A 26,590-nucleotide genomic window follows, 5' to 3' on the forward strand; every position below is an offset into this window, starting at 1 on the left:
TAGATGAATGGATTCTCGTCTAAGGTGAGGATCCATTTCTATCTAATTAATTATAGATAGTGTCTTTAATTGCAATGATTTAGGGGCTAGATAGCGTTGTATGTCACAATGTGTAATAATTTGTTAAAGTTTTTGTTGACTTTGTAATGTAACCATGATAAAGTTAAATCCGTCGCAAAAAACGAATGGATTTTTGGTCAGACAGCGAAAAAAATATATAAATTACTTATTGACTTAGTTCAAGTAAGTGTGATATATTAATAAAGTCGCCAAATTGATTAGCGGCACAACAGCTTATGAAATAACAAAAAAGTTGTTGACATGATATCTGAAACATGATATATTAATAAGGTCGCTATTTTAAATGAGTGACTAACAAATTCGTTCTTTGAAAACTGAACAAAACAACCAGTATGTCAAGAAAAACATGACGTTTTTCGTTAATTTTTAAAAAGCCAGAAGTTAACGCTTCTGCAGCTAAGACATGAGATAAGATTGATTGGTGTCGATCTTATTCAAACTTTTATGGAGAGTTTGATCTTGGCTCAGGACGAACGCTGGCGGCGTGCCTAATACATGCAAGTCGAGCGCGGGAAGCAAGCTGATCCTCTTCGGAGGTGACGCTTGTGGAACGAGCGGCGGACGGGTGAGTAACACGTGGGCAACCTGCCTGTAAGACTGGGATAACCCCGGGAAACCGGGGCTAATACCGGATAATACTTTTCATCACCTGATGAGAAGTTGAAAGGTGGCTTTTAGCTACCACTTACAGATGGGCCCGCGGCGCATTAGCTAGTTGGTGAGGTAACGGCTCACCAAGGCAACGATGCGTAGCCGACCTGAGAGGGTGATCGGCCACACTGGGACTGAGACACGGCCCAGACTCCTACGGGAGGCAGCAGTAGGGAATCTTCCGCAATGGACGAAAGTCTGACGGAGCAACGCCGCGTGAGTGATGAAGGTTTTCGGATCGTAAAGCTCTGTTGTTAGGGAAGAACAAGTGCCGTTCGAATAGGGCGGCACCTTGACGGTACCTAACCAGAAAGCCCCGGCTAACTACGTGCCAGCAGCCGCGGTAATACGTAGGGGGCAAGCGTTGTCCGGAATTATTGGGCGTAAAGCGCGCGCAGGCGGTCCTTTAAGTCTGATGTGAAAGCCCACGGCTCAACCGTGGAGGGTCATTGGAAACTGGAGGACTTGAGTACAGAAGAGGAGAGTGGAATTCCACGTGTAGCGGTGAAATGCGTAGAGATGTGGAGGAACACCAGTGGCGAAGGCGACTCTCTGGTCTGTAACTGACGCTGAGGCGCGAAAGCGTGGGGAGCGAACAGGATTAGATACCCTGGTAGTCCACGCCGTAAACGATGAGTGCTAGGTGTTAGGGGGTTTCCGCCCCTTAGTGCTGAAGTTAACGCATTAAGCACTCCGCCTGGGGAGTACGGCCGCAAGGCTGAAACTCAAAAGAATTGACGGGGGCCCGCACAAGCGGTGGAGCATGTGGTTTAATTCGACGCAACGCGAAGAACCTTACCAGGTCTTGACATCCTCTGCAATCGGTAGAGATACCGAGTTCCCTTCGGGGACAGAGTGACAGGTGGTGCATGGTTGTCGTCAGCTCGTGTCGTGAGATGTTGGGTTAAGTCCCGCAACGAGCGCAACCCTTGATCTTAGTTGCCAGCATTTAGTTGGGCACTCTAAGGTGACTGCCGGTGACAAACCGGAGGAAGGTGGGGATGACGTCAAATCATCATGCCCCTTATGACCTGGGCTACACACGTGCTACAATGGATGGAACAAAGGGAAGCAAAACCGCGAGGTCAAGCAAATCCCATAAAACCATTCTCAGTTCGGATTGCAGGCTGCAACTCGCCTGCATGAAGCCGGAATCGCTAGTAATCGCGGATCAGCATGCCGCGGTGAATACGTTCCCGGGCCTTGTACACACCGCCCGTCACACCACGAGAGTTGGTAACACCCGAAGTCGGTGAGGTAACCTTTTGGAGCCAGCCGCCGAAGGTGGGACCAATGATTGGGGTGAAGTCGTAACAAGGTAGCCGTATCGGAAGGTGCGGCTGGATCACCTCCTTTCTAAGGATTTAGAACGAGGAAACGGAAGACCGACTAAGTTCGCCACGTCCTGTGGCAACGTCGGCATGACCTGCATCCTGCAGGCCCAGGCCTTCGGGTCTTCCGGTAAGGACATACATGGTTGTTTGGTTCAGTTTTGAGAGAGCGAATCTCTCTTTTTGTACCTTGAAAACTAAATAAGAGTAACAACGACATCAAATAAAAAGCTGAGGCGACTGCTCAGCGACGTACGGACTGGACTGACCCGTAGGAGATAAAGGAAACACGATGAATGTAAATGAATCGATGTTGACTTATTGTACGAAGGGGAAGGAAGTCGCGCTAGTCGCTAGGAGCCAAAGCTAGATTTAAATAAAAGCAAGGCTAAGAAATTAGCACGCTTATTCATTGTAAAAATAGTTAAGTGAATAAGGGCGCACGGTGGATGCCTTGGTACTAGGAGCCGAAGAAGGACGGGACTAACACCGATATGTCTCGGGGAGTCGTAAGTAGACATCGATCCGAGAATTTCCGAATGGGGGAACCCACTGTTCGTAATGGAACAGTACGCATAGCTGAATACATAGGCTATGTGAGGCAGACCCGGGGAACTGAAACATCTCAGTACCCGGAGGAAGAGAAAGCAAATGCGATTTCCCAAGTAGCGGCGAGCGAAACGGAATTAGCCCAAACCAGAAAGCTTGCTTTCTGGGGTTGTAGGACACTCCTTTGGAGTTACAAAGGAATTCTTTAGATGAATCGATCTGGAACGATCAGCCACAGCAGGTAAGAGCCCTGTAATCGAAAAGGAATTCTCTCCGGAGTGTATCCTGAGTACGGCGGAACACGAGAAATTCCGTCGGAATCCGGGAGGACCATCTCCCAAGGCTAAATACTCCCTAGTGACCGATAGTGAACCAGTACCGTGAGGGAAAGGTGAAAAGCACCCCGGGAGGGGAGTGAAAGAGAACCTGAAACCGTGTGCCTACAAGTAGTCGAAGCCCGTTTATGGGTGACGGCGTACCTTTTGTAGAATGGACCGGCGAGTTACGATCCCATGCAAGGTTAAGTGGAAGACACGGAGCCGCAGCGAAAGCGAGTCTGAATAGGGCGATTTGAGTATGTGGTCGTAGACCCGAAACCGTGTGATCTACCCATGTCCAGGGTGAAGGTCAGGTAACACTGACTGGAGGCCCGAACCCACGTATGTTGAAAAATGCGGGGATGAGGTGTGGGTAGGGGTGAAATGCCAATCGAACACGGAGATAGCTGGTTCTCTCCGAAATAGCTTTAGGGCTAGCCTCAAGGAATGAGTACTGGAGGTAGAGCACTGATTGGACTAGGGGCCCTCATCGGGTTACCGAATTCAGTCAAACTCCGAATGCCAGCTACTTAGACTTGGGAGTCAGACTATGGGTGATAAGGTTCATAGTCGAAAGGGAAACAGCCCAGACCGCCAGCTAAGGTCCCAAAGTATACGTTAAGTGGAAAAGGATGTGGAGTTGCCCAGACAACCAGGATGTTGGCTTAGAAGCAGCCACCATTTAAAGAGTGCGTAATAGCTCACTGGTCGAGTGACTCTGCGCCGAAAATGTACCGGGGCTAAACGTATCACCGAAGCTGCGGATTGTTCTTACGAACAATGGTAGGAGAGCGTTCCAAGTGCTGTGAAGTCAGACCGTGAGGACTGGTGGAGCGCTTGGAAGTGAGAATGCCGGTATGAGTAGCGAAAAAAGAGTGAGAATCTCTTTCACCGAAAGCCTAAGGTTTCCTGAGGAAGGCTCGTCCTCTCAGGGTTAGTCGGGACCTAAGCCGAGGCCGAAAGGCGTAGGCGATGGACAACAGGTAGATATTCCTGTACCACCTCATGAGCGTTTGAACGATGGGGGGACGCAGTAGGATAAGGAATGCGCACCGATGGATGTGTGCGCCCAAGCAGTGAGAAAGTTGGATAGGCAAATCCGTCCAACAATTTCAAGCTGTGATGGGGAGGGAAATAGAGTACCGAAGTTCCTGATTTCACACTGCCAAGAAAATCCTCTAGTGAGTTCATAGGTGCCCGTACCGCAAACCGACACAGGTAGGCGAGGAGAGAATCCTAAGGTGAGCGGGAGAACTCTCGTTAAGGAACTCGGCAAAATGACCCCGTAACTTCGGGAGAAGGGGTGCTCCTTTAAGGAGGAGCCGCAGTGAATAGGCCCAAGCGACTGTTTAGCAAAAACACAGGTCTCTGCGAAGCCGAAAGGCGAAGTATAGGGGCTGACACCTGCCCGGTGCTGGAAGGTTAAGGGGAAGCGTTAGCTTACGCGAAGCGCAGAACCGAAGCCCCAGTAAACGGCGGCCGTAACTATAACGGTCCTAAGGTAGCGAAATTCCTTGTCGGGTAAGTTCCGACCCGCACGAAAGGTGCAACGACTTGGGCACTGTCTCAACGAGAGACCCGGTGAAATTATACTATGCGTGAAGATGCGCATTACCCGCGACAGGACGGAAAGACCCCGTGGAGCTTTACTGTAGCCTGATATTGAATGTTTGTACAGCTTGTACAGGATAGGTGGGAGCCTTGGAAACCGGAGCGCCAGCTTCGGTGGAGGCATCCGTGGGATACCACCCTGGCTGTACGACCATTCTAACCCAGGGCCGTGATCCGGTCCGGAGACAGTGTCAGGCGGGCAGTTTGACTGGGGCGGTCGCCTCCCAAAAGGTAACGGAGGCGCCCAAAGGTTCCCTCAGAATGGTTGGAAATCATTCGTAGAGTGTAAAGGCAGAAGGGAGCTTGACTGCGAGACCTACAAGTCGAGCAGGGACGAAAGTCGGGCTTAGTGATCCGGTGGTTCCGCATGGAAGGGCCATCGCTCAACGGATAAAAGCTACCCCGGGGATAACAGGCTTATCTCCCCCAAGAGTTCACATCGACGGGGAGGTTTGGCACCTCGATGTCGGCTCATCGCATCCTGGGGCTGTAGTCGGTCCCAAGGGTTGGGCTGTTCGCCCATTAAAGCGGTACGCGAGCTGGGTTCAGAACGTCGTGAGACAGTTCGGTCCCTATCCGTCGTGGGCGTTGGAAGTTTGAGAGGAGCTGTCCTTAGTACGAGAGGACCGGGATGGACACACCGCTGGTGTACCAGTTGTTCCGCCAGGAGCATAGCTGGGTAGCTACGTGTGGCAAGGATAAGTGCTGAAAGCATCTAAGCATGAAGCCCCCCTCAAGATGAGACTTCCCATCACTTCGAGTGAGTAAGATCCCTCAGAGACGATGAGGTTGATAGGTCCGAGGTGGAAGCGTGGTGACACGTGGAGCTGACGGATACTAATAGATCGAGGACTTAACTAATTTTCTTCTTTGATCGTCGTTGTTTTTCTCTTATTTAGTTTTTAGGGTATAAATCATACATATTTACAATAAATACTTGATTTTTTCCTAGAAACAATTATAATAATGATTGTCATGAAAAATTCCTAAGTAACTCGGATCAAGTTTGAAATGGTCTGGTAGCAATAGCGGAGAGGTCACACCTGTTCTCATGCCGAACACAGAAGTTAAGCTCTCCAGCGCCGATGGTAGTTGGGACTTTGTCCCTGCAAGAGTAGGACGCCGCCAGGCATATTCAATAAAAAGTTGATCATTATATTGGATTATTCCACAGTAGCTCAGTGGTAGAGCAATCGGCTGTTAACCGATCGGTCGTAGGTTCGAATCCTACCTGTGGAGCCAATGGAGAGCTGTCCGAGTGGCCGAAGGAGCACGATTGGAAATCGTGTAGGCCGTTACCGCGGCCTCGAGGGTTCGAATCCCTCGCTCTCCGCCACCTTACTTATATTAATGGCCCGTTGGTCAAGCGGTTAAGACACCGCCCTTTCACGGCGGTAACACGGGTTCGAATCCCGTACGGGTCACCAACATGGAGGATTAGCTCAGCTGGGAGAGCACCTGCCTTACAAGCAGGGGGTCGCAGGTTCGAGCCCTGCATCCTCCACCATTAATTTTAAATTATTCACATCGCGGGGTGGAGCAGTTCGGTAGCTCGTTGGGCTCATAACCCAAAGGTCGCAGGTTCAAATCCTGCCCCCGCAACCAAATTAATTCATTGAATGACAATAGCACTTAAGAGTGCAAATTAATATGGTCCGGTAGTTCAGTTGGTTAGAATGCCTGCCTGTCACGCAGGAGGTCGCGGGTTCGAGTCCCGTCCGGACCGCCACTATTATTTAATACCATGTTGGTACTTTACAACTAAATGGCTCGGTAGCTCAGTCGGTAGAGCAAGGGACTGAAAATCCCTGTGTCGGCGGTTCGATTCCGTCCCGAGCCACCATTTTTTTGTCTTTATAAATATGGAGGGGTAGCGAAGTGGCTAAACGCGGCGGACTGTAAATCCGCTCCCTCAGGGTTCGGCAGTTCGAATCTGCCCCCCTCCACCATTTATCTTTTTAACATATAAGTAGGGGTATAGTTTAATGGTAAAACGAAGGTCTCCAAAACCTTTGATGTGGGTTCGATTCCTACTACCCCTGCCATTTTAATATGGCGGCCGTGGCGAAGTGGTTAACGCACCGGATTGTGGCTCCGGCACGCGTGGGTTCAATCCCCACCGGTCGCCCCTTTTAATATTCAATATCTTATATTGGGCTATAGCCAAGCGGTAAGGCATCGGGTTTTGATCCCGTGTATCCTAGGTTCGAATCCTAGTAGCCCAGCCAATTGCGGAAGTAGTTCAGTGGTAGAACACCACCTTGCCAAGGTGGGGGTCGCGGGTTCGAATCCCGTCTTCCGCTCCAATATATTATGGCGGTATAGCCAAGTGGTAAGGCAGAGGTCTGCAAAACCTTTATCACCGGTTCAAATCCGGTTACCGCCTCCATGAACATGCCGGTGTGGCGGAATTGGCAGACGCGCGGGACTCAAAATCCCGTTCCTTCACGGGAGTGTCGGTTCGACCCCGACCACCGGTATCATAGATATAAATACGACGACGTTTTAGCGAAATTTATTCGTTAGAGGGTCGTCTTTTTTGCGTTCATATTACGCAGTATGTGTGTGGCTAGTCTCCTGTCCATTTGTAAACAGGGGCTTTTCTTTGAACGAACGAAGGGGAGTTTTTTTTTATGGTTAAAAATCGAGATATACAAAGAAATAACTCATAAAACATACATCCGCAAAGGCAATAATTGCATTAGCTCTAGTTGATAAATTAAAAGGTTGTTAATTGTAATAAGCGTATTTATATAGAAGAAACGAGGAAACCATCTCTTCGTTTCTAAACTCCTGTCTCTCACAAAATAATTATCTTTACTAAACCTTAATTCACAATTTATTGTCAGTTAATAAATGATTGATAGTATTGAGACAAGACTTACTAAAGGAGGAACTTTGTGTGAAATTTAAAGCTATTTTTAGTACGATTACACTTGGACTAGCACTCATTTTCACTTTTGGTTTTTCTATGAACGTTGTGGAAGGTAAAACAGACAAGAATCAAAAACTGCAATTTAACAGTAACGGGAAATTTAAGATTGTACAGTTTAACGACACGCAGGATGACGAGGATATTGATCCACGAACTGTTGCTTTAATGGAGAAAACTCTAGATGAAGAAAAACCTGATTTTGTTGTGATTAACGGTGATATGATACAAGGTGATGTAAAAAACAAAAAACAAGTTAAAAAAGCAATAGACAATATTGCGCAGCCTATGGAAGAACGTGGTGTGAAATGGGCAATTACATTCGGAAATCACGATGAAGATCATACATTTAAGACTGGTATAGATGAAGAAAAGATGCTTGATATCTATATGTCATATGAACATAATATGAACCAGCCTGGCCCAAAAGGTGTTACAGGAACCGGCAATAATTCGATTGAAATCAGGAATTCCAAAAACGCAAAAGCCGCATTTAACATCTGGTTATTCGACAGTGGAAGGTATGCTCCAGATGAAGTAGCAGGTCAAGATTTTAAAGGTTATCAAACCTATGATTGGCTAAAAACGGATCAAGTCGAGTGGTATTATGAGACGTCAAAAAAACTTGAAAAGAAGAACGGCTATCCAGTTCCATCGCTTGCTTTCATGCATATCCCACTTCCGGAATTTGAGTATATGTGGTTTGCTCGCCCATACCAGGCTAATCAAGCAAGTCATCAAGAAGCAATAAAAAAGCATAACATAACCGGAGAGAAAAATGAATGTGTTTGTACTGGTCCATTTAACAGTGGTATGTTTTCAGCAATGCTAGAACGCGGGGATGTTAAAGGTGTATTCGCCGGCCATGACCATATTAATACATACGTTGGTGATTACTACGGTATTAAGCTTGGTTACGCAGGAAGTACTGGGTTTGGGGCGTATGGCCTTGGTGGCGAGGAAAATAACCGTTTGCGTGGAGCTCGAGTGTTCACATTGGATGAAAAAGATAAAGATGTATTTGTCGATACACAAATGGTCTTTGCTAGAGATTATGGGATTGAATAAGAGATTCTTGAATAAATCTAATTAGATATTAATTGCAAGGTTAATTTTAAAAGTAAGAACAGTCCTGATAAGAGATGAATCTGGCTGTTCTTTTTTCTTGTCTTTTCCCTTATGTTTAGCTTAGAGACGTGTTAGGTACATATTCTGTCCCTTCCCCTATGAAATTGATCTCTTCTTTATTATAACAGGCAAAGAAGAAGACGGAATTTGAAAAATCTTGGAATCTTAATTGAAAGAAATCTAGAAATTAATTTGTAATGGAATTAGGTAGTTGGTGAATATGTAAGATATTCTTGACGGATTCTGTCGCTTAATTTATTACTAATGAAGGAATACTAGCACAAAACTTTCCTTTCCACATTGCGTTTTATTTTCTATTAAATTTAATCACACATGCTAAAAAATGATAGAATAGATATAGAGTTATATATGTATTAGCCTTAGGAGTGAAACAGGATTGAATAAAAAAGATATCGCAAATATTCGTAAACAATTTAAAGTGAATAATGACTTATTAAAAATACATGAGATTTTTAATGTATATGTTATGAAGGAATCTAGTGAGATTTATCATTATCAAAGTGTGCCATTTGAGTTACTGGAGGATGAGCAAAAGGAGCTCTTTTTGGCTAACTTTAAGAAAGTATTGTCTGGGCAAATGGATGAGAAACTATTTGAGTTGAAGTTTCAGCGTGATGTGGAAGATAGTAGCCAGCTTATTTTACATCAGGGTCTATTAAGTAATGATACAGAGGAATGGAATAACCAAATGCTTCGTCTTGTAGAGAAAATGTTGAAAGACAAGCAATATGAGATGGACATTGTCATTACCTTCATTCGTGGTGAATATATGAAGCCGATGAAGCGCAGTAATGAGGAGTCCGAAGAGAATGCAAGAGATGCGGTTTATTCGCACTCCTTTATTATGGGAAGTATGAACAAGACACAGGACCCGAAGAAAGAACTGCTGTTTGACTATGTGGAAAAGGAATTCAAATATAATATCGTCGTAGACCCAATTATTAATTTGAAGGCACCTATGTCGGGATTCTTATTCCCGTGCTTTTCGGATAGCGCAGCAGATGTCAATCATGTGCTTTACTCAGCAGGAAAAGCCTATGAGCTGGATTATCATTTCATCGAAGAAGTTTTAAATGCCGAAGAAACAATGACCGCTGAGGATGATAAGGTTGTTTTCGAGGAAATCGTAAAAAAGGTTGCTGGTGATCAAATCAATACATCTACGCTTTCCAATGTGTATGATGAAATTCATCGGACCATTGAAGAAAATGAAGAGGAAGAGATACCGAAGTTTGACTATAAGGATGTTGAGCAGGTATTAAGGAGCAGTGGAGTTAAAGATATTGAAACAGAGAAGGTGGAAGAAGCTTTTAAAACGGTCATTGACGATGAAAAATATGAATTAAAAGCTAGTAGTATTGTACCGAAATACACATCAAAATCTATTAAAATAAAAACAAAGGTAGCGGATATTAAAGTTAGTCCGCAAGACTTAAGATATGTTCGCCAAGTACACTTCAATGGGAAGATCAGCCTTATGATCGAAGTGGAGGAAAACACGATCATTGAAGGATTTGAGATGATTCCGGAAGCACTCGTTCAGAAAGTGGTAGATAAAGAGGAATAGTTTTTTGGATGAAAGGGGAGCGGTAGTAGCTCCTCTCCAGATTATTGCATTATTCATTTTCGTGGAAACGCTTGCGGAGTTGGTAGACTACCCTTAAACTATCATTAAAGAGTAGCCATTATGTAAAAAGGGCAGACATTAAATCAGTTGATCTATACAGACAAAAGAAGCATAAACCTTTTGATGGGGAGGGAATCACTTGAAAAAGAATTTTTTAGATTTGTTGGCAAAAGAATACGATTGTGAAGAAAAAGTAGTAACGGAAATTATTAACCTGGAAGCGATTCTCCATCTGCCCAAGGGTACAGAGCACTTTGTCAGTGACTTACATGGAGAATATCAGGCTTTTCAACATGTGCTAAGAAATGGTTCAGGAAAAGTGAAGGAAAAAATAAGGGATATTTTTGTAGACCAATTGACAGAAGAAGAGATGAACGAATTAGCCACATTGGTTTATTATCCGGAAGAAAAGCTGCGATTGATTAAAAATAATTTTGCCGATCAACAGAAACTTAATGATTGGTATTCGGAAACGATAGAGTATTTCATAAAATTAATTTCTTACGCTTCCTCTAAATATACGAGATCAAAGTTACGTAAAGCCTTGCCGGAGCAGTTTGTTTACGTTATTGAAGAACTGCTTTATAAAACGAATGAATATACCAATAAGAAGTACTATTATAGTCAGATTGTACAACAGATTATTTCCCTCGGGCAGGCAGATAAGCTCATTACCGGACTTGCGTATACGACACAACGATTAATTGTTGACCATCTTCATGTGGTGGGGGATATTTATGATCGTGGACCAGAACCCGATAAAATTATGGATACACTCATAAACTACCATTCGGTTGATATTCAGTGGGGGAATCATGATGTGCTTTGGCTGGGGGCATTTTCCGGTTCAAAGGTTTGCCTTGCCAATATCATTCGTATATGTGCCCGTTATGATAATTTGGATATTATTGAAGATGCGTATGGTATTAATCTTCGTCCACTTCAAAACCTTGCAGAAAAATACTATGGAGATAATCCGGCATTTCGTCCAAAGCGTAATTCAGATAAAGAGCTATCCGAACAGGAAGCACTGCAAATTACTAAAATTCATCAAGCCATTGCAATGATTCAATTTAAATTGGAGATGCCTATTATTAAGAGACGTCCTAATTTTAATATGAAAAGAAGGCTATTGCTGGAGAGAGTGGATTATAAAAACAAGGAAGTCACCATTGATGATAAAACATACCCACTGGAAAACACCTGTTTTGCTACGGTTAATCCAGACCAGCCTGGAGAATTATTGGCCGAAGAAAAAGAAGTAATTGATAAACTGCTATTCTCTGTGCAGCATTCTGAAAAGCTCGCTCGTCACATGAAATTTCTGATGAAAAAAGGCAGCCTTTATTTGAAATATAACGGAAATTTATTAATTCATGGCTGTATCCCAGTTGATGAGCAAGGGAATATGGAAGAAATGGGCATCGAAAATAAAACGTATGCAGGGCGCGAATTGCTGGATGTATTTGAACATTATTTACGGAAGGCATTTGCCCATCCTGAAGAAACAGATGATTTGGCGACAGATATGGTGTGGTATTTATGGACAGGGGAGCGTTCATCCCTCTTTGGGAAAAGAGAAATGACGACATTTGAGAGGTATTTTATCAGCGACAAAACTACACATAAAGAAACAAAAAATCCTTACTATTATTTAAGAGAAGACGAGGATATTTGCCGGAAAATATTAATGGAATTCGGTTTGAATCCAGATCAAGGTCATATTATAAATGGCCATACCCCTGTAAAAGAGATTGATGGAGAAAACCCAATTAAAGCAAATGGGAAGATGATCGTCATTGATGGAGGTTTTTCCAAGGCGTATCAGTCTACAACAGGGATTGCAGGCTACACATTATTATATAACTCCTACGGTATGCAGCTTGTGGCACATCAAAAGTTCACTTCAAAGGAAGATGTTCTATTGCACGGAACGGATGTCTTATCAGTTAGAAGATTGGTAGATAAAGAGTTAGAAAGAAAGAAAGTTCTAGAAACGAATGTTGGTGAGGAATTGCTCCAAGAGATCTTCATGTTGAATAGTTTGCTTGAAGATCGTTATATGAAGTGAAAGCTTTGATGCCATTAATTTAAAACAGACTAAAAAAGAGCCGATTTAATGGCTCTTTTTTAGTCTGTTCTTTGCTTCAGCTCTACAATTAAGGAAATATGTTGTGTGGATCTGAAATACCGTTGAATAACCCTACTTCAACCCACTCAATCCTTGGTTAACGAGATTTGTAATTAACTGTGCCATTTCCTTGGACGATTTATCCATGCCATTATTTAGCCAAACCTTCATAATTTGAATACTTCCACTTATAATGAATGAACTTATATATTCAGACATATCATGATCAAGTCGGCTTACCTCCATCCAATTTTTCATAAGAAAATGCTGAGCTACGTCCATTACTTTTGTTTGAAAAGAGGAATCCTCGTTTATATTAAGCAGAGTCTGGCATTCATCCTGCTTTGAACCAAAGTATTCAATTAATCTCTCCGTCATTTGTAAAGATTCGTCCTCACTCTCAAAATCGTATCCGCTTAGATACATATTCAGATCCTCAATCAGTTCTTCCTCGATTTGTTCCAAGAGATCAAACTGATCAGCATAATGTGCATAGAAGGTGGAACGGTTAATATCTGCCAGTTCACATACTTCTTTTACTGTAATGGCTGAAATTTGTTTGTTCTGTAATAGTTTCATTAGGCTATCCTTTAATACCATGCGGGTATATTTCTTTCTTCTATCCAGCTTTTCGGAAGTCACGGTGAATCGCTCCTAAAAATTTTATTGTATTCCAACACAATAACCGATCATGTTGGAATACATACGTATTTTATAAAACTGTTTGTTGTAAAAACAACACGGTGTTTATATAATGATATAGTGGAATTTTTCAAAATGCAAGAGAGGGTGAACCATAATAAACATCGCGGCTCGAATTATTAAACATAAAAAGCCCATTGTACTTACTTTTTTTATAATTACATTAATCAGCGCCGTTGCTCAATTTGCGGTGGCTGTCAATTACAATATGGTAGATTATTTACCTGAAGATGCACCATCTACAGAAGCAATGGATGTGATGGAACAGGAATTTGATGGGGCGGTACCCAATACTTGTGTCATGATCAATAACGTTTCCATTCAGGAGGCACTCGCTTATAAAGAACAGCTTGCAGCCATTGATGGCGTGTCTGATGTTACATGGCTGGATGATGCGATTGACATCAAAACCCCTATTGAGATGGCTGATGAAGACACAGTAGAGTCCTATTATAAGGATAGTAACGCTCTATTCTCCTTTAGTATCCGTGAGGGAGATGAAGTAGCTGTTACAGATAAGATTTATGACCTCATTGGTGAGGACAACAATGCTATGGCAGGGGAGGCACTTAATACAGCAACCCAACAAACCATGGCCTTTACTGAAACGATGTACGCAGCAGCATTATTAATACCAATCATCATCATTATTTTGGTGATCTCAACAAGCTCATGGGTGGAACCACTGTTTTTTCTTACAGCAATTGGAGTTTCTGTATTAATAAATTTAGGAACAAATATCTTTCTTGGAGAAATATCCTTTGTTACCCAATCTGTTGCACCTATTTTACAACTTGCGGTTTCACTCGATTATGCTATCTTTCTTCTTCATAGTTTTTCTGACTATCGAAAGGAAGTGTCCGATCCTAAGGAAGCAATGCGGTTGGCAATGAAGCGGTCCTTCCCGGCAATTGTCGCCAGTGCCTCAACCACCTTTTTCGGTTTTATGGCATTAACGTTCATGAATTTTGAGATTGGATCGGATTTGGGCGTCAACCTCGTAAAAGGAATTGTATTAAGCTTTATTAGTGTTATGGTATTTTTGCCTGCTCTAACACTCATGTTTTATAAATGGATTGATAAAACCCAACATCAGCCATTGCTTCCAAGCTTTAAAAATATTGGAAGCAAAGTTATAAAGCTAAAAATCCCAAGTCTGATTCTTGTGTTCTTACTTCTGGTACCTGCTTTCTTAGCACAAAGTCAAACGAGTTTCATTTATGGGATTGGTGAACAACCCGAAACAACTCGAGCAGGTAGTGATGTGGTAAAAATTGAAGATGAATTCGGAAAAAGTACCTCAATGGTCTTACTTGTACCAAAAGGGGATGTTGCAAAAGAAGAAGAATTGGTGCAAGACTTAGAGAAAATGGAACATGTAACAAGCGTTCTATCCTATGTAAATACAGTAAGTCCCGCCATTCCTCCTGAATATTTGGATGAGTCTGTTACTGAACAATTTTATTCAGAGAATTACAGTCGAATCATCCTGCAAACAAATACAGATACAGAGGGAGATATAGCTTTTGACTTAATTGAGGATGTGGAAGCGACCACTGGAAATTATTATGGAAAAGAATTTTATGCACTTGGTGAAAGTGTTACCCTGTATGATATGAAAAATGTGGTCCAAAAAGATAATACATTGGTAAATTTGTTAACTGTTATTACAGTTGCACTTGTATTGCTTGTCACCTTTAAGTCGATTTCTTTTCCAATTATCCTTCTTTTGACCATTCAATCAGCTGTTTGGATTAATTTATCTGTTCCTTACTTTACAAGCTCTTCGCTTGTCTTTGTAGGATATCTGATTGTAAGTACGGTTCAACTCGCAGCAACGGTTGATTATGCCATTCTGTTAACGGAGGCATATAAAGAGAATCGAAAAGAAATGCCAGCCCTTGCAGCGATAAAGAAGACCCTTGACGAGAAAATTTTCTCTATTGCTATTTCTGCTTCTATCTTATCCAGTGTCGGTTTTATTCTATGGATCACTTCTTCTAATCCGGTCGTTTCATCCATTGGCTTACTACTTGGAAGAGGCGCATTGCTAGCGTTTATTATGGTGGTATTATTCCTGCCGGCGATGCTGTTGGTATTCGATAAGATTATTGAAAAGACAACCTGGAAAGCAAACTTTTATAAGGAGAAATGATGATGAATATAAAAAAGATATTGTTTGTCCTTGCAGCTGTGTTACTTGTATTGCCGTCACTTTTAGTAACAGCCTCTACAAATGATGGTAAAAGCACAGAAGCTGCAACAAAGAAAGATGGGAAGGTTTCATCAAAGGATGAAGTAGTCTATGCTACATTTAATGCGAATGGAAACACACAAAATATATATGTTGTAAACACGTTGGATGTTTCTCAAGCAGGCCAAGTGGCTGATTATGGAAATTATTCAAACCTGAAAAACTTAACAGATGACTCTGAATTGAAGCAGGCTGGTAAAAAGGTAAATGTCGCAGCTCCTGAGGGTAAATTTTATTATCAGGGGAATTTAGATAATCAGCAATTGCCGTGGAATTTCTCTATTTCTTATTATTTAGATGGAAAGGAAATTGCACCAAAAGAGCTTGCAGGGAAAAGTGGACATGTGGAAGTCCGAATAAAAACCTCTGCTAACGAAGCAGGTAACACTGAGTTTTTTGAGAATTATTTATTACAAATTTCTCTGACGCTTGATTCAGAAGTATACAGTAATATAAAGACTGAAGAGGGTACGATCGCCAATGTCGGTAAAAATAAACAAGTTACGTTTACTGTTATGCCTGAAAAAGAAGGTGAATTTAAGGTAGAAGCTGATGTAGTTGATTTTGAATTAAACGGGATTGAAATCACAGGAGTGCCTTCTAATATGTCCATTGATGAGCCAGATGTCGATGAAATGACAGGAGATATGAAATCTCTGACTGGAACTATTGCAGATTTAAATAATGGTGTGAGCAAGCTTAATAATAATGTTGCTTCTTTTGAAAAAGGTGCATCGGAATTAAAAAGCGGCTCAGATCAATACAAAAATGGAATAGCAGGCCTTAGCGGGTCTTCTTCTGAACTGGTTAATGGCTCAAATGAGATGAAACAAGCCCTGAAGAAAATGAGTAACTCAATTGGTGGAGAAGAAGAAATAGATTTAAGTAAGCTGGGAGAAATGACGAAAGGTCTTTCACAGATCTCAGGAGGCTTAAGGGAAACAGCCAAGGGACTAACAACATTAAAAGACAATTATGCTAAAGCTTATAGTGCACTAGATCAAGCCATGAATGATATATCTTCAAATGATATTTCTGAAGAGGATATTGAGAAGTTGTATAATTCCGGAGCTGACGAGAAAACGATTAAACAGTTAGTGGATACGTATACTGCTGCACGTAAGGCAAAGGGGACCTATAATGAAGTAAAGCAAGCTTTTGATTCTGTAGGTGGGACGTTAGAAGGTGTTGTCACTTCACTTCAAGATATGGCAGACAATATAGATACGATGGCTGCCAAAGTATCTTCTTCTATAGAGAGCCTCGATGTTTCTGAGGGAATTGCACAATTGCAGGAAGGGCTGGCAGCATTATCTAATAACTATAATACATTCCATTCGGGACTGATCGAATATACGAATGGAGTAAGCCAGCTATCTGGTTCTTATCAAGACATCCACACTGGCATTGGTGGGTTGGCAGACGGAGCAGAAAAACTGGAAGACGGTGTTGGTGAGCTTCATAATGGTACATCCAAGCTGCATGAATCAACTAAGGACTTACCTAAACAGATGACAAAAGAAATCGATGAAATGATGTCCGAATATGATAAATCAGACTTTGAAGCAGTATCCTTTGTCTCTGCTAAAAATAAGAATGTAAATTCCGTTCAGTTTGTTTTAAAAACAGAGAGTATTAAACATGAAGAGCCAGAATCAAAAGAAAAACCAGCTAAAAAGGAAACAGGATTCTGGGCTCGCTTAAAAGATTTGTTCACTTGATCAGCGCAACATTATAGCGTATAAACAAAAAATGGCAGGGATGGGAATAATTTTTCCATCCTTGCCATCTTTTATACGACCCATGGTATCTGCAGAAAAGAATAATTTTATTTTATCAGTTAACAATACAGGTGTACGAACGAGTGTTAAAACAAATGGAGGTAAAATTATGGGTAAGGATTCACACGCACCGAAGAAAAAGAACAATAAAGCTAAATTGCCTAATGAACAAAGACGTTCCAAAGGAAAATCTAATGCTCGTGGTGGAAGAAATTAAAAGTTTAGTTCCCCGCTACATGTAGAGTGGGGACTAAGCTTAAAAATTTCAGCTGTTTCTTATTTATCATCAACATTTCTAGTAAATAGAAAACCTGTTTAGTTCTCTGACAGTTCGAGAGAGTGGTAACCCGACAACATTAAAATAGTCTCCGACAATTTGCTTAACAAACATAGCTCCAATGCTTTGGATACCATAAGCTCCTGCCTTGTCATAAGGTTCTTCAGTGGCTGTATACCATTCTATTTCTTCTTTAGATAATGGCAAAAATTCTACTTTTGTACAAACCGTGAAAATTACTTCCTCCGTTTGGGAGCGGATCATAACACCACTAAACACTTCATGAATATCACCACTTAAGGCAGAAATCATTTGCACAGCATCTTCTCTGTTCTTTGGCTTTTCAAATATCTGTTGTTTATGAGAAACAACCGTATCAGCAGATAAAATGATCTCGTTCTTACTTTCAAAAGAAACAGCACGCCCTTTTCTTAGGGCTAGCTGCCTGACTTTTTCTACTGGATCATTGGTCACTACTAATGATTCATCTATGTTTGGTAATCGCTGGATAAAAGGGATTTTTACTTGCTTTAAAAGTTCCTGTCTTCTAGGTGAGGAAGATGCCAGAATTAATTTGTTTGTCATTTTTTATGCCTCCTGAAATTCTACGTGTGTGTTTCTTATTATGCAGCTCTTGAGCTTATATATTTCTAAATTAGTGAAACCTATCCTGCTAGAATTCGTATTGTTATAGAAATAAAGAGGAGGTTTTACCTATGAATGAAATTACTAAGAAACGTACCAAGGCTTTCTTCATAGATTTGGCTATATCTACCGCAGTAACTGCAGGGGCAGAGTTTATCCTGCGCAAAAAAATTAAAAATGAGGCATTCCATGCATTAGTTACACCAACCGTAGCTATGTGGTCTTTGGAATATGCTCAGTTGCGCAGAAATGGCCAAACAATTGGCTATAAGCAGTTGGGACTCATCTTAGAAAATGAAAATGGCGGACTGCCAACTTCTCGTCAAATTTTAAAACGAATGGCCTACCGCGATACGATCAGTACATTTGCATACTTAGGAAACCCTAAAGGCTTTGATAAGGAAGAGGGAGCAATTATGCCTCATGACCACTATTCTGCAACGAAAGTAAAGGAAGTGGAGACAGTACAATAGAAGCCTCGCTAGACTACTATACCAGCTTACGGTAGCTGGTTTTTTTTATTAGTAATAATACTCCTATACACTTGCTTTTCTTACCTTATGGGCTTTGTACATCAAATTTTAATTAACCCCCTCCTTCTAGAGGTTGAGTTGAAAGGTTAATTTTGTTTAATTTGGTTTATTTGCTTCTCTTGTTTATGTGCTGTGTGTTTTGTACCCCATTCATGCATGGCCTCAAGTATTGGTTCAAGGCTTCTACCGTACTCTGTAATGGAATATTCCACTTTTGGAGGTACCTGAGGATATACTACACGCTGAATAATATCTTCTTCTTCCAGTTCACGAAGTTGCTTTGTAAGCATTTTTTGCGTTACGCCAGGCATACTACGTTTTAAATCGCTAAATCGTTTTGTCCCCTCTTGCAAAAGATGTAATAATATAATTGGTTTCCATTTTCCTACTAAAATGCCGAGCGCATCTTCCACGCGACATTCTTCAGGGACTTTGTCCATTGTTTTCCCTCCTTTAGTATCTTTTTTGATACTATACCACTTAAAAGTGCGTACTTACTTTATAGGTTTATATTGTCTATAATAACATTGGATAAATAAACAGCAAACCTTTACCCTATAAACAATAAATGCGAAAATGAAGGGGATAAAATAATGGAAAAATACGGAATTAATCCTAACAAGGGATTAGAATTCGGAATATATACATTAGGAGATCATTTACCTGACCCTTTAACAGGGAATAGAATTTCAGCAGAGCAACGCATTCATGAAATCATTGAATATGCTAAGCTGGCTGATCAGGCAGGAATAGACTTCTTTAGTGTAGGAGAGAGTCACCAGGAATATTTTGCTACCCAAGCACATGCTGTAGTTTTATCTGCCATTGCCCAAGCAACAGAAAATATTAAGATTGCCAGTTCCTCAACGATTATAAGTACATCAGATCCGGTTCGTGTATTTGAAAACTTTTCTACACTTGATTTAATATCAAACGGACGTGCGGAACTCGTCGCCGGTAGAGCATCTAGAATCGGTCTATTTGATCTGCTTGGTTATGATGTCCGTGATTACGAAGAATTATTTGAAGAGAAGTTTGATCTTTTGTTACAAATTAACGAGCAAGAAACAGTAAATTGGCAAGGAGAATTTCGTGCTCCCTTAAAGAATGCAAAAGTGCTTCCTCGCCCAAAAAATGGTTCACTGCCAATTTGGCGGGCAGTCGGTGGTACTCCAGCTAGTGCGAGAAAAGCAGGGTATGCAGGTGTTCCGATGTTCCTTGCCCATCTTGGGGGACCGGCAACTTTATTTAAACGCTCAATTGACGCTTACCGTGATGCAGCTAGAAGTCGTGGATATAATCCCGATGAGCTGCCAGTTGCAACAGCAGGATTTTTCTATGCAGCAGAGACCTCCCAACAAGCGTTAAGAGATTTGTATCCTTATATTAATGAAGGAATGAAAAAAACAAACGGGCAGGGCTTTCCGAAACAGCATTTTGCACAAGGCGTTGACCCACATAATATCATGAATATCGGAAGTCCACAGGAAATTATTGAAAAAATCCTTTATCAGCATGAAACTTTTGGTCATCAGCGGTATATCGCTCAAATTGATTTTGGGGGTATGCCTTTTGATAAGTTACAAAAAAATATTGAAATAATCGGTACTGAAATCTTACCAGCTATAAAAAAATATACAGCAAAGTAAGGAGCAATAGCATTGAAAATTGTAGGATTATCTGGTTCCAATGTTGGAACGAAAACAAGAACAGCCATGGACTATACTGCTTCAATAATTACAGAAAAGTATCCGGAAGAAGATTTTCAACTCATTGATTTGGCATCATATGATATTCAATTTAGCGACGGACGCAATTATATGGAGTATGAAGGAGATACAAAATTTGTTTTGGAAAATCTGATGGAAGCTGATGCAATTATTATTGGAACTCCGATTTTTCAAGCGTCCATCCCTGCAACCCTAAAAAACATTTTTGATTTACTTCCCATAAATGCTTTTCGAGAGAAAGTTGTCAGTATGCTAGTTACTGCCGGTTCGGCAAAGCATTATTTAATTGCGGAACAACAGCTAAAACCAATACTCGCATATATGAAGGCCCAGCTTGTACAGACGTATGTATTTATCGAAGAGGCGGATTTTCATAGAAAAGAAATTGTAAATGATGATGTCCTCTTTCGTATGGATCGTTTAGTGGAAGATACGGTACTTCTATCCAAGACATTTATGGCAATCCGAGAACAAAAAGAAGAAGAATATGACTTTTAGTTGGTATAAAAGAGACAGTTTGTTACAAAGGTATTGTGCAAGCTGTTTTTTTATATATGGAAAAATTTTGTTCTACGTATCTTGTCAGCCGTCTCTGGCTTGTTAAATGAAAAATAAATGAATAACAAATGTTTACTGCACTACGTTAATGAACTATTGTTTTAATGAATTAATATACTAAATATTCTGTAAATTTATTGACATGAACGTTTATCCCTATTACAATACGTTTAAAGTGTAGAGATTAATTTCTTCGGTAAGTAATTAATCTGGATGGGAGAATGGTATGATTTATTTAAATGGATCGAAGCTATCAATAAATGATATGGAAGCGATTTGCTATAGGGATGAGAAGGTAGAGATCGATAAAGAAAGTATGGGCGAAGTTGAAAAAAGTCGCTATGCAGTGGAACGAATTGTTAAAGAAGGAAGTACAGTATATGGAATTAATACAGGGTTTGGCAAATTTAGTGATGTGCGGATTAAAGAGAAGGATGTAGACGAACTTCAGTTACATTTAATTCGTTCACATGCTTGTGGTGTTGGTGCTCCCTTTTCGAAAATAGTGAGCAAAGCAATGGTAGTTCTAAGGCTAAACGCCCTTTTAAAAGGTTTTTCAGGAGTACGTCCATGTATTGTAGAACGTTTAAGAGATCTTGCAAATGAAGACATTATTCCTGTAATTCCCAGTCAGGGTTCTTTAGGTGCTTCTGGAGATTTAGCTCCCTTAGCTCATTTAGCTCTCGTTATTGTAGGTGAGGGTGAGGTTTATGATGGATCCAAGATAAAAGAAACGAAGGAAATGTACAAGGAGAAAGGGTATGAACCCTTAACATTAACAGCAAAGGAAGGTCTTGCGCTAATTAACGGCACACAGGCAATGACTGCAATGGGTGTTGTTAACTATATAAAAGCAGAAAAGCTTGCGAACCAAGCAGATTGGATTGCTTCTATGACGTTGGAAGGACTTGAAGGAATTATAGATGCGTTTCACCCAGCAATTCACCAGGCAAGAGGATATCCTGAACAAGTTGAAGTTGCGTATCGGATCAGGGAAATTACCAAAGGTAGTAATTTAGTGACTACACAGGGAGAAAAGCGTGTGCAGGATGCTTATTCTTTAAGGTGTATTCCTCAAGTGCATGGAGCGTCACGACAAGCCTTAGCTTATGTAAAAGAAAAATTAGAGATAGAAATGAATGCAGCTACTGATAACCCACTTTTGTTTGATGATGGGGAAACAATTGTATCAGGTGGTAACTTCCATGGCCAGCCCATTGCGATTGCAATGGATCTTTTGAAAATTGCTGCTGCAGAATTAGCAAACATCGCTGAGCGTAGAATTGAAAGACTTGTTAATCCACAATTGAATGATTTGCCGGCATTTCTCAGTCCTAATCCTGGCCTGCAATCAGGTGCAATGATCATGCAGTATACGGCTGCATCCCTGGTTTCTGAAAATAAAACCTTGGCACATCCTGCGAGCGTGGATTCCATTCCATCCTCGGCCAATCAGGAAGATCATGTAAGTATGGGAACGATTGGCGCAAGACATGCGCATCAAATTATTGAGAATGCACAAAAAGTCTTGGCAATCGAACTATTCTGTGGCATGCAGGCACTGGAATACCGGGATAAAAAAATGGCATCCCCTTCGATTCAACGATTATACAAAGAAGGTAGATCTGTCGCACCATCTATTCAGCTAGATAGAGTTTTCTCGAAAGATATCGAAAACCTTGCTGACTGGATGAACAAAACTACTTTCGACTTTGGTTGCTAACATATAGAAATTTAAAGATCGGTTAATGGCCGATCTTTTTGTATGGATATTTTGACGTTTCCATATGTAGTGGAACCTCCTAACGAGTAAAGCTTTCTGTGACAGTAAATAAATGCATGAGTAAGTTGCTTCAATATTTTCTTTTTTCATATTATGATAGTGGGGACAGAAAGAAGGGAAGTTATGATACAAACAATGCGGTGGACAATTTTCCTGATAGGGGTCATGATTTTTAGTCTGGGGATTAGTACGGCAATACGTGTTCAATATCTGGGGGTGCATCCGTGGGATGTGTTGAATGTCGGATTATATGAGAAAGTTGGCTTTTCGATAGGAACTTGGAATATCATTATATCTGTCTTACTTATCATTATCTCTTGGATATTGGATAAAAGTTACATAAGAATTGGTACATTTTTTAACGCGATCCTGGTAGGTCTATTTGTAGATTTTTATCTATGGACTGATATTTTACCAGTAACTACTCACACATGGACGGACATATTTATTATGATCTCTGGCATTATCATCATGGGAGTTGGCGGAGGAATATATAATGCAGCTGGAGTAGGGTCTGGTCCGCGTGATGGGTTTATGCTTTCCATATCAGATAAGCTTCATGCGCCAATTGGCAGAATAAGAATAATAACGGAAAGTACTGTGCTCGTCTTAGGTTTACTGCTCGGAGGGCCTGTGTTCTTCTTTACCTTTATTTTCACCTTTATTCAAAGTCCTATCTTTCAATACACATTTAAACGGTGTAAATATAAGATCGACCACATTGAAACAAGACTGCTTAAAAAGCAATCAAGAAACCTGGGAGCATAATCTGTAATCAATCATCTTAATTAAGGGTATAGCTAAGATGATGGGAGGTTTGATTTATGGGTTTATGGAAAAGATTGAAGCAAGGGAATACATCTTCCGGCTTTGCGGCAATAGGTAATGCTTTTTTGGCTGGTATAAAAGGGATAGCTGCGGCATTTACAGGGAATGGCTCTGTATTTGCTTCCTCTATGCATTCTCTAGCTGATGCTATTAATCAGGGGTTTGTTTATTTTGGAAGTGTAGTAGCAGAACTACCTGCATCCAAACGGTTTCCGACTGGGTTTGGCCGAGTTATTAATATTTTTTGTATGGTGGCAGTAATTGTAGTCACAGTAATGGCGTATGAAACAATCTTAAAGGGATGGCATTTGTTTAGAGAACCGGAAGAATCCACTGGTCTATTACTTAATTTTGGTGTTTTATTTGCTTCCTTGTTAGTAGACGGCTTTATTTTAATAAAGGCCATGAAAGAAATTAAGGCAGAATCCAGTGCTGATAATTCGGGTGGACTGTTTTCCACGGCATTTAAAAATGTTAAAAAAGCATCTCCGGCTACTCGTTTGGTGTTCTATGAGGACCTTGTGGCAACATCTGGGGCTGTGTTGGCAATGCTGGGAATTATTTTGTCCCAATTCTTTGGTATATTGGCAGCGGATGGGCTTATATCCATTCTAATTGGTTTATTAATGCTGTTTGTCGCATTCCGCGTTGGTTATGATAATATGGTCGGTCTGATCGGAGTGGCTGCTCCTGTGGAAGTGGAAAGAAAGATTACTGGCATTTTATTAGAAGATAAAGCTGTCGTCGATATAAAAAAAATAAGAATTGTGCAGGAAGGAAGATTATACCATGTGGAAGGCACTGTCGAACTTATGAAAGGACTTAGTCTTGCAGATGCGGATGATATTAAATTTAAACTAACTGATAAACTGTTACGACAGTCGGAAATAGCAGATGTAGTACTAGGAATAATTGAAGATGATGATAAAAAAAGCTGGACTGAAAAATAACATAGACAGGATTACTTACCCTGTCTATGTAAAAATTATATCGGAGGTAGCTTGGTTATTGAATTTGCGTATGGGACAGTTGAAAGTGCACTATCCAAATCATAATCTACAATTACATCCTGTAACATAAACCATGCGAGTACGAGCATGGCTAAAGTAGCTATTATAAGTATAAAGACGACGAATTTTCCTTTCATCCAATTGCCTCCTTACGTTTCTTATCCTAAGATTACCAAAGCCTTCCCACTGTGTAAACAAGGTTAGTTCTATGTTCAATTATCTGTCATGAAAGGCTTTTCTAACCAATTGCTCCTCCAACTTCATAATTTGCAAGGTCAATATCCAATTCCTTTCCTTGAGCCAGTTTGGCAAGTTGGGAGCCAATATAAGGACCCATAGTTAAGCCAGATGCCCCAAAGCCATTTGTCAGTAAAATACCTTCAAATCCAGGTAATGGACCAAGGATGGGAAGAAATCCAGGAGCTACAGGGCGAAAACCAACTCTTGTTTCTAAAACAGATGCGTTACGAAGACCTGGTGCAACATCGATTGCTTTCGTTAGTATCTCATGTAATCCACCTGCTGTTACTTGATAATCAAACCCGGTATCATCCTCATGTGTTGCGCCCACAACAATGCGCTGATCTTCAAATGCCAGCATATATTGGTTGTTTGGTGGTATGACTACAGGCCATTCTCCCGTGCCTTCCTGCTCTACTTTTAAATGCATTATTTGAGCACGCTGTGGTTTAACACGAAAAGTAACACCAAGTGGCGCGAGTAAATTGCCCATCCATGCTCCGTTTGCTGCAATTACCCTATCTGCTGTCATGTTTTTTCCGTTAACTGTTGCTCCTGTTACTATTTTATTTTCAAAAGTCAATGAAGCATCTCCCCTAATAAATGTGGCACCATGTTTTTGTGCACCACGGAGTAGGGCATCCCGAAGTTTTCTACCGTCTACTCGGGCAGCGCCACTCACATGAACAGCTCCAAATTCTTCTCCTAATGGTGGGAATAAGGCACGTGTCTGTTCAGGTGTCAGTAGACTTATATCTCCGATTTCAGGTGCTTCCTCACGTCGTTTTAACCCGCGTTCTTTCATTGCAATTAACTTTTTTTCATCTGTATGTAGGCTAATTGCACCAACCTGCGTATAACCTGTGTCTTTTTCGCCATCTTGAGCTAAATCCTTAATTAATTCAGGGTAAATCTTAGCACCGTTTTTAGCCAGGTGATACCATGCCTTATTCCGGCGTTGTGATAACCATGGACAAATAATTCCTGCTGCTGCATCTGTTGCCTGTCCTTCATCCTTTCGATCAATAATAGTTACCGAATTTCCCGCCTTCGCTAAATAGTAGGCGGTAGAGGCTCCAGCTATTCCGCCACCTATAATAATGTATGTCACATGCATGTATATCCGTCTCCAATGTATAGTTATTTTCTTATTAATCATAAAAACAATCAGTAGAATTGTAAAGAATTGCAAAGTAATTAAAGGAATATTACCAATAGCCGAGAAGTAAATAGGGTAGGGATTATATAAAGGAGTTTTTTTATGAGTAAAAAGAAGAAAATAGGTTGGTTCGGTTGGACCGTTATAAGTACGATATTAGTTATCATAATTGGTGCATTTATATTTTTCTTTCAATTATTTGACCTTAATGTTCAATCGGTTATAGGAGGAGAAGGAGACGGAGAAGCGCAAAGCAAAAAAGAAGTGTCTGAGGAAAAGGTTCAAGAGATAGAAGAAATTCAAAATACAGTAGGTAAGGAACATAAAGAAATAGGTGAGTATATTTCGGAGGCGCATGCTTTTTACAATAATACAACTGGATATGGTGGAATCAGTAATTTAGATTGGGACAAACAGGTCAGTAAAGCGGAAGAAGTCTCCAAGTTTATTGCACAACAATCAGAATCTGTGAAAAATAAAACGCTGAAGGCTGATTTAAACGATATCAAAAAGCTTGCAAAGTCCGTCATAGATCAACAAAAAACTGAAGATGTACGACAGCTGCACCGTCACTTTCATGACCTTGATATTGCATTGAATAGCTATAATGGATATGATAAAATTTGGAATGTGACAAAGACATTAGAGGCTAAAAACTAACTGCTATTCTTCAGCGAATATAATATGGTAATCTGTATTATAGAATGAAAC

17 protein-coding genes, 14 tRNA genes and 3 rRNA genes are annotated in these 26,590 nt (G+C 40.9%); 29 read left to right on the forward strand and 5 right to left on the reverse strand.

Annotation, left to right across the window (positions count from 1 at the left end; all coding sequences use genetic code 11):
- The first annotated feature begins 522 nt into the window (after window positions 1–522).
- From BME96_RS03350 to BME96_RS03445, 20 genes are all read left to right on the forward strand, one after another.
- Window positions 523–2,088: ribosomal RNA gene (locus tag BME96_RS03350) — 16S ribosomal RNA — on the forward strand.
- A gap of 397 nt (window positions 2,089–2,485) precedes the next feature.
- Window positions 2,486–5,401: ribosomal RNA gene (locus BME96_RS03355) — 23S ribosomal RNA — on the forward strand.
- A 154-nt stretch (window positions 5,402–5,555) separates the two neighbouring features.
- Window positions 5,556–5,671 (forward strand): 5S ribosomal RNA (gene rrf, locus BME96_RS03360).
- Together the 16S, 23S and 5S rRNA genes with 14 tRNA genes alongside form the textbook arrangement of a ribosomal RNA operon.
- Window positions 5,672–5,707: 36 nt before the next feature.
- Window positions 5,708–5,782, forward strand: a tRNA-Asn gene (locus BME96_RS03365).
- A gap of 2 nt (window positions 5,783–5,784) precedes the next feature.
- Window positions 5,785–5,876, forward strand: a tRNA-Ser gene (locus tag BME96_RS03370).
- 16 nt (window positions 5,877–5,892) lie between these two features.
- A tRNA-Glu gene (locus BME96_RS03375) sits at window positions 5,893–5,967 on the forward strand.
- A 4-nt stretch (window positions 5,968–5,971) separates the two neighbouring features.
- Window positions 5,972–6,047 (forward strand) — tRNA-Val (locus tag BME96_RS03380).
- A gap of 21 nt (window positions 6,048–6,068) precedes the next feature.
- A tRNA-Met gene (locus BME96_RS03385) sits at window positions 6,069–6,145 on the forward strand.
- A 47-nt stretch (window positions 6,146–6,192) separates the two neighbouring features.
- Window positions 6,193–6,269 (forward strand) — tRNA-Asp (locus BME96_RS03390).
- A gap of 38 nt (window positions 6,270–6,307) precedes the next feature.
- Window positions 6,308–6,383 (forward strand) — tRNA-Phe (locus tag BME96_RS03395).
- Between the two features lie 21 nt (window positions 6,384–6,404).
- Window positions 6,405–6,489: transfer RNA gene (locus BME96_RS03400), tRNA-Tyr, on the forward strand.
- Between the two features lie 22 nt (window positions 6,490–6,511).
- Window positions 6,512–6,585: transfer RNA gene (locus tag BME96_RS03405), tRNA-Trp, on the forward strand.
- A gap of 10 nt (window positions 6,586–6,595) precedes the next feature.
- Window positions 6,596–6,668: transfer RNA gene (locus BME96_RS03410), tRNA-His, on the forward strand.
- A 25-nt stretch (window positions 6,669–6,693) separates the two neighbouring features.
- Window positions 6,694–6,768, forward strand: a tRNA-Gln gene (locus BME96_RS03415).
- Window positions 6,769–6,771: 3 nt separating this feature from the next.
- Window positions 6,772–6,846 (forward strand) — tRNA-Gly (locus BME96_RS03420).
- A 9-nt stretch (window positions 6,847–6,855) separates the two neighbouring features.
- Window positions 6,856–6,929: transfer RNA gene (locus tag BME96_RS03425), tRNA-Cys, on the forward strand.
- Window positions 6,930–6,936: 7 nt separating this feature from the next.
- Window positions 6,937–7,020 (forward strand) — tRNA-Leu (locus tag BME96_RS03430).
- A 422-nt stretch (window positions 7,021–7,442) separates the two neighbouring features.
- Window positions 7,443–8,540 (forward strand): metallophosphoesterase family protein, encoded by a 1,098-nt coding sequence (locus tag BME96_RS03435; RefSeq protein WP_071648265.1) that lies wholly within the window; start codon window positions 7,443–7,445, stop codon window positions 8,538–8,540.
- Window positions 8,541–8,997: 457 nt separating this feature from the next.
- Entirely contained in the window at window positions 8,998–10,188 is a 1,191-nt protein-coding gene (locus BME96_RS03440) for a DUF4317 domain-containing protein (protein WP_071648266.1), read from the forward strand.
- Between the two features lie 199 nt (window positions 10,189–10,387).
- Window positions 10,388–12,319: a fructose-bisphosphatase class III gene (locus BME96_RS03445; protein WP_040954448.1), complete on the forward strand. Its 1,932-nt coding sequence runs from the start codon at window positions 10,388–10,390 to the stop codon at window positions 12,317–12,319.
- A 132-nt stretch (window positions 12,320–12,451) separates the two neighbouring features.
- Here BME96_RS03445 and BME96_RS03450 read toward each other — a convergent pair whose 3' ends face one another.
- Window positions 12,452–13,021, reverse strand: coding sequence for a TetR/AcrR family transcriptional regulator (locus BME96_RS03450; RefSeq protein WP_082388048.1), 570 nt, complete (start codon window positions 13,019–13,021; stop codon window positions 12,452–12,454).
- A gap of 268 nt (window positions 13,022–13,289) precedes the next feature.
- On the opposite strand from BME96_RS03450, the gene BME96_RS03455 reads away from it, so the two are divergent.
- On the forward strand, window positions 13,290–15,236 hold the full coding sequence (locus BME96_RS03455) for an efflux RND transporter permease subunit (protein WP_083547404.1): 1,947 nt from the start codon (window positions 13,290–13,292) through the stop codon (window positions 15,234–15,236).
- A 2-nt stretch (window positions 15,237–15,238) separates the two neighbouring features.
- A complete protein-coding gene (locus BME96_RS03460; RefSeq protein ID WP_071648268.1) occupies window positions 15,239–17,056 on the forward strand; it encodes a hypothetical protein in 1,818 nt (605 codons plus the stop codon).
- A gap of 355 nt (window positions 17,057–17,411) precedes the next feature.
- On the opposite strand, the gene BME96_RS03465 is transcribed toward BME96_RS03460, so the two are convergent.
- A complete protein-coding gene (locus BME96_RS03465) occupies window positions 17,412–17,978 on the reverse strand; it encodes a Maf family protein (RefSeq protein ID WP_071648269.1) in 567 nt (188 codons plus the stop codon).
- A 131-nt stretch (window positions 17,979–18,109) separates the two neighbouring features.
- On the opposite strand from BME96_RS03465, the gene BME96_RS03470 reads away from it, so the two are divergent.
- Window positions 18,110–18,511 carry an RDD family protein gene (locus tag BME96_RS03470; protein ID WP_019377001.1) on the forward strand — a complete coding sequence of 134 codons (402 nt, stop codon included), beginning with the start codon at window positions 18,110–18,112 and terminating at the stop codon, window positions 18,509–18,511.
- Window positions 18,512–18,657: 146 nt separating this feature from the next.
- Here BME96_RS03470 and BME96_RS03475 read toward each other — a convergent pair whose 3' ends face one another.
- Entirely contained in the window at window positions 18,658–19,011 is a 354-nt protein-coding gene (locus tag BME96_RS03475) for a winged helix-turn-helix transcriptional regulator (RefSeq protein ID WP_019377002.1), read from the reverse strand.
- Between the two features lie 153 nt (window positions 19,012–19,164).
- On the opposite strand from BME96_RS03475, the gene BME96_RS03480 reads away from it, so the two are divergent.
- The 5 genes from BME96_RS03480 (at window position 19,165) to BME96_RS03500 (ending at window position 24,420) form a co-directional block, all read left to right on the forward strand.
- A complete protein-coding gene (locus BME96_RS03480; protein ID WP_071648270.1) occupies window positions 19,165–20,220 on the forward strand; it encodes an LLM class flavin-dependent oxidoreductase in 1,056 nt (351 codons plus the stop codon).
- A 12-nt stretch (window positions 20,221–20,232) separates the two neighbouring features.
- On the forward strand, window positions 20,233–20,799 hold the full coding sequence (locus BME96_RS03485; RefSeq protein ID WP_071648271.1) for an NADPH-dependent FMN reductase: 567 nt from the start codon (window positions 20,233–20,235) through the stop codon (window positions 20,797–20,799).
- 286 nt (window positions 20,800–21,085) lie between these two features.
- Entirely contained in the window at window positions 21,086–22,582 is a 1,497-nt protein-coding gene (gene hutH, locus BME96_RS03490) for a histidine ammonia-lyase (protein WP_071648272.1), read from the forward strand.
- Between the two features lie 183 nt (window positions 22,583–22,765).
- A complete protein-coding gene (locus tag BME96_RS03495; RefSeq protein ID WP_071648273.1) occupies window positions 22,766–23,410 on the forward strand; it encodes a YczE/YyaS/YitT family protein in 645 nt (214 codons plus the stop codon).
- Between the two features lie 56 nt (window positions 23,411–23,466).
- Window positions 23,467–24,420 (forward strand): cation diffusion facilitator family transporter, encoded by a 954-nt coding sequence (locus tag BME96_RS03500; RefSeq protein ID WP_071648274.1) that lies wholly within the window; start codon window positions 23,467–23,469, stop codon window positions 24,418–24,420.
- 35 nt (window positions 24,421–24,455) lie between these two features.
- Here the strand turns inward: BME96_RS03500 and BME96_RS19505 are convergent, their stop codons facing one another.
- Complete coding sequence (locus BME96_RS19505; RefSeq protein ID WP_019377008.1) at window positions 24,456–24,617, reverse strand: hypothetical protein; 162 nt, start codon at window positions 24,615–24,617, stop codon at window positions 24,456–24,458.
- Between the two features lie 101 nt (window positions 24,618–24,718).
- Complete coding sequence (locus BME96_RS03505; RefSeq protein WP_071648275.1) at window positions 24,719–25,837, reverse strand: NAD(P)/FAD-dependent oxidoreductase; 1,119 nt, start codon at window positions 25,835–25,837, stop codon at window positions 24,719–24,721.
- A 144-nt stretch (window positions 25,838–25,981) separates the two neighbouring features.
- On the opposite strand from BME96_RS03505, the gene BME96_RS03510 reads away from it, so the two are divergent.
- A complete protein-coding gene (locus BME96_RS03510; protein WP_071648276.1) occupies window positions 25,982–26,539 on the forward strand; it encodes a hypothetical protein in 558 nt (185 codons plus the stop codon).
- Window positions 26,540–26,590 lie beyond the last annotated feature (51 nt).

The sequence above is a fragment of the Virgibacillus halodenitrificans genome, from assembly GCF_001878675.1.
GTDB classification, from domain to species: Bacteria; Bacillota; Bacilli; order Bacillales; family Amphibacillaceae; genus Virgibacillus_Q; species Virgibacillus_Q halodenitrificans.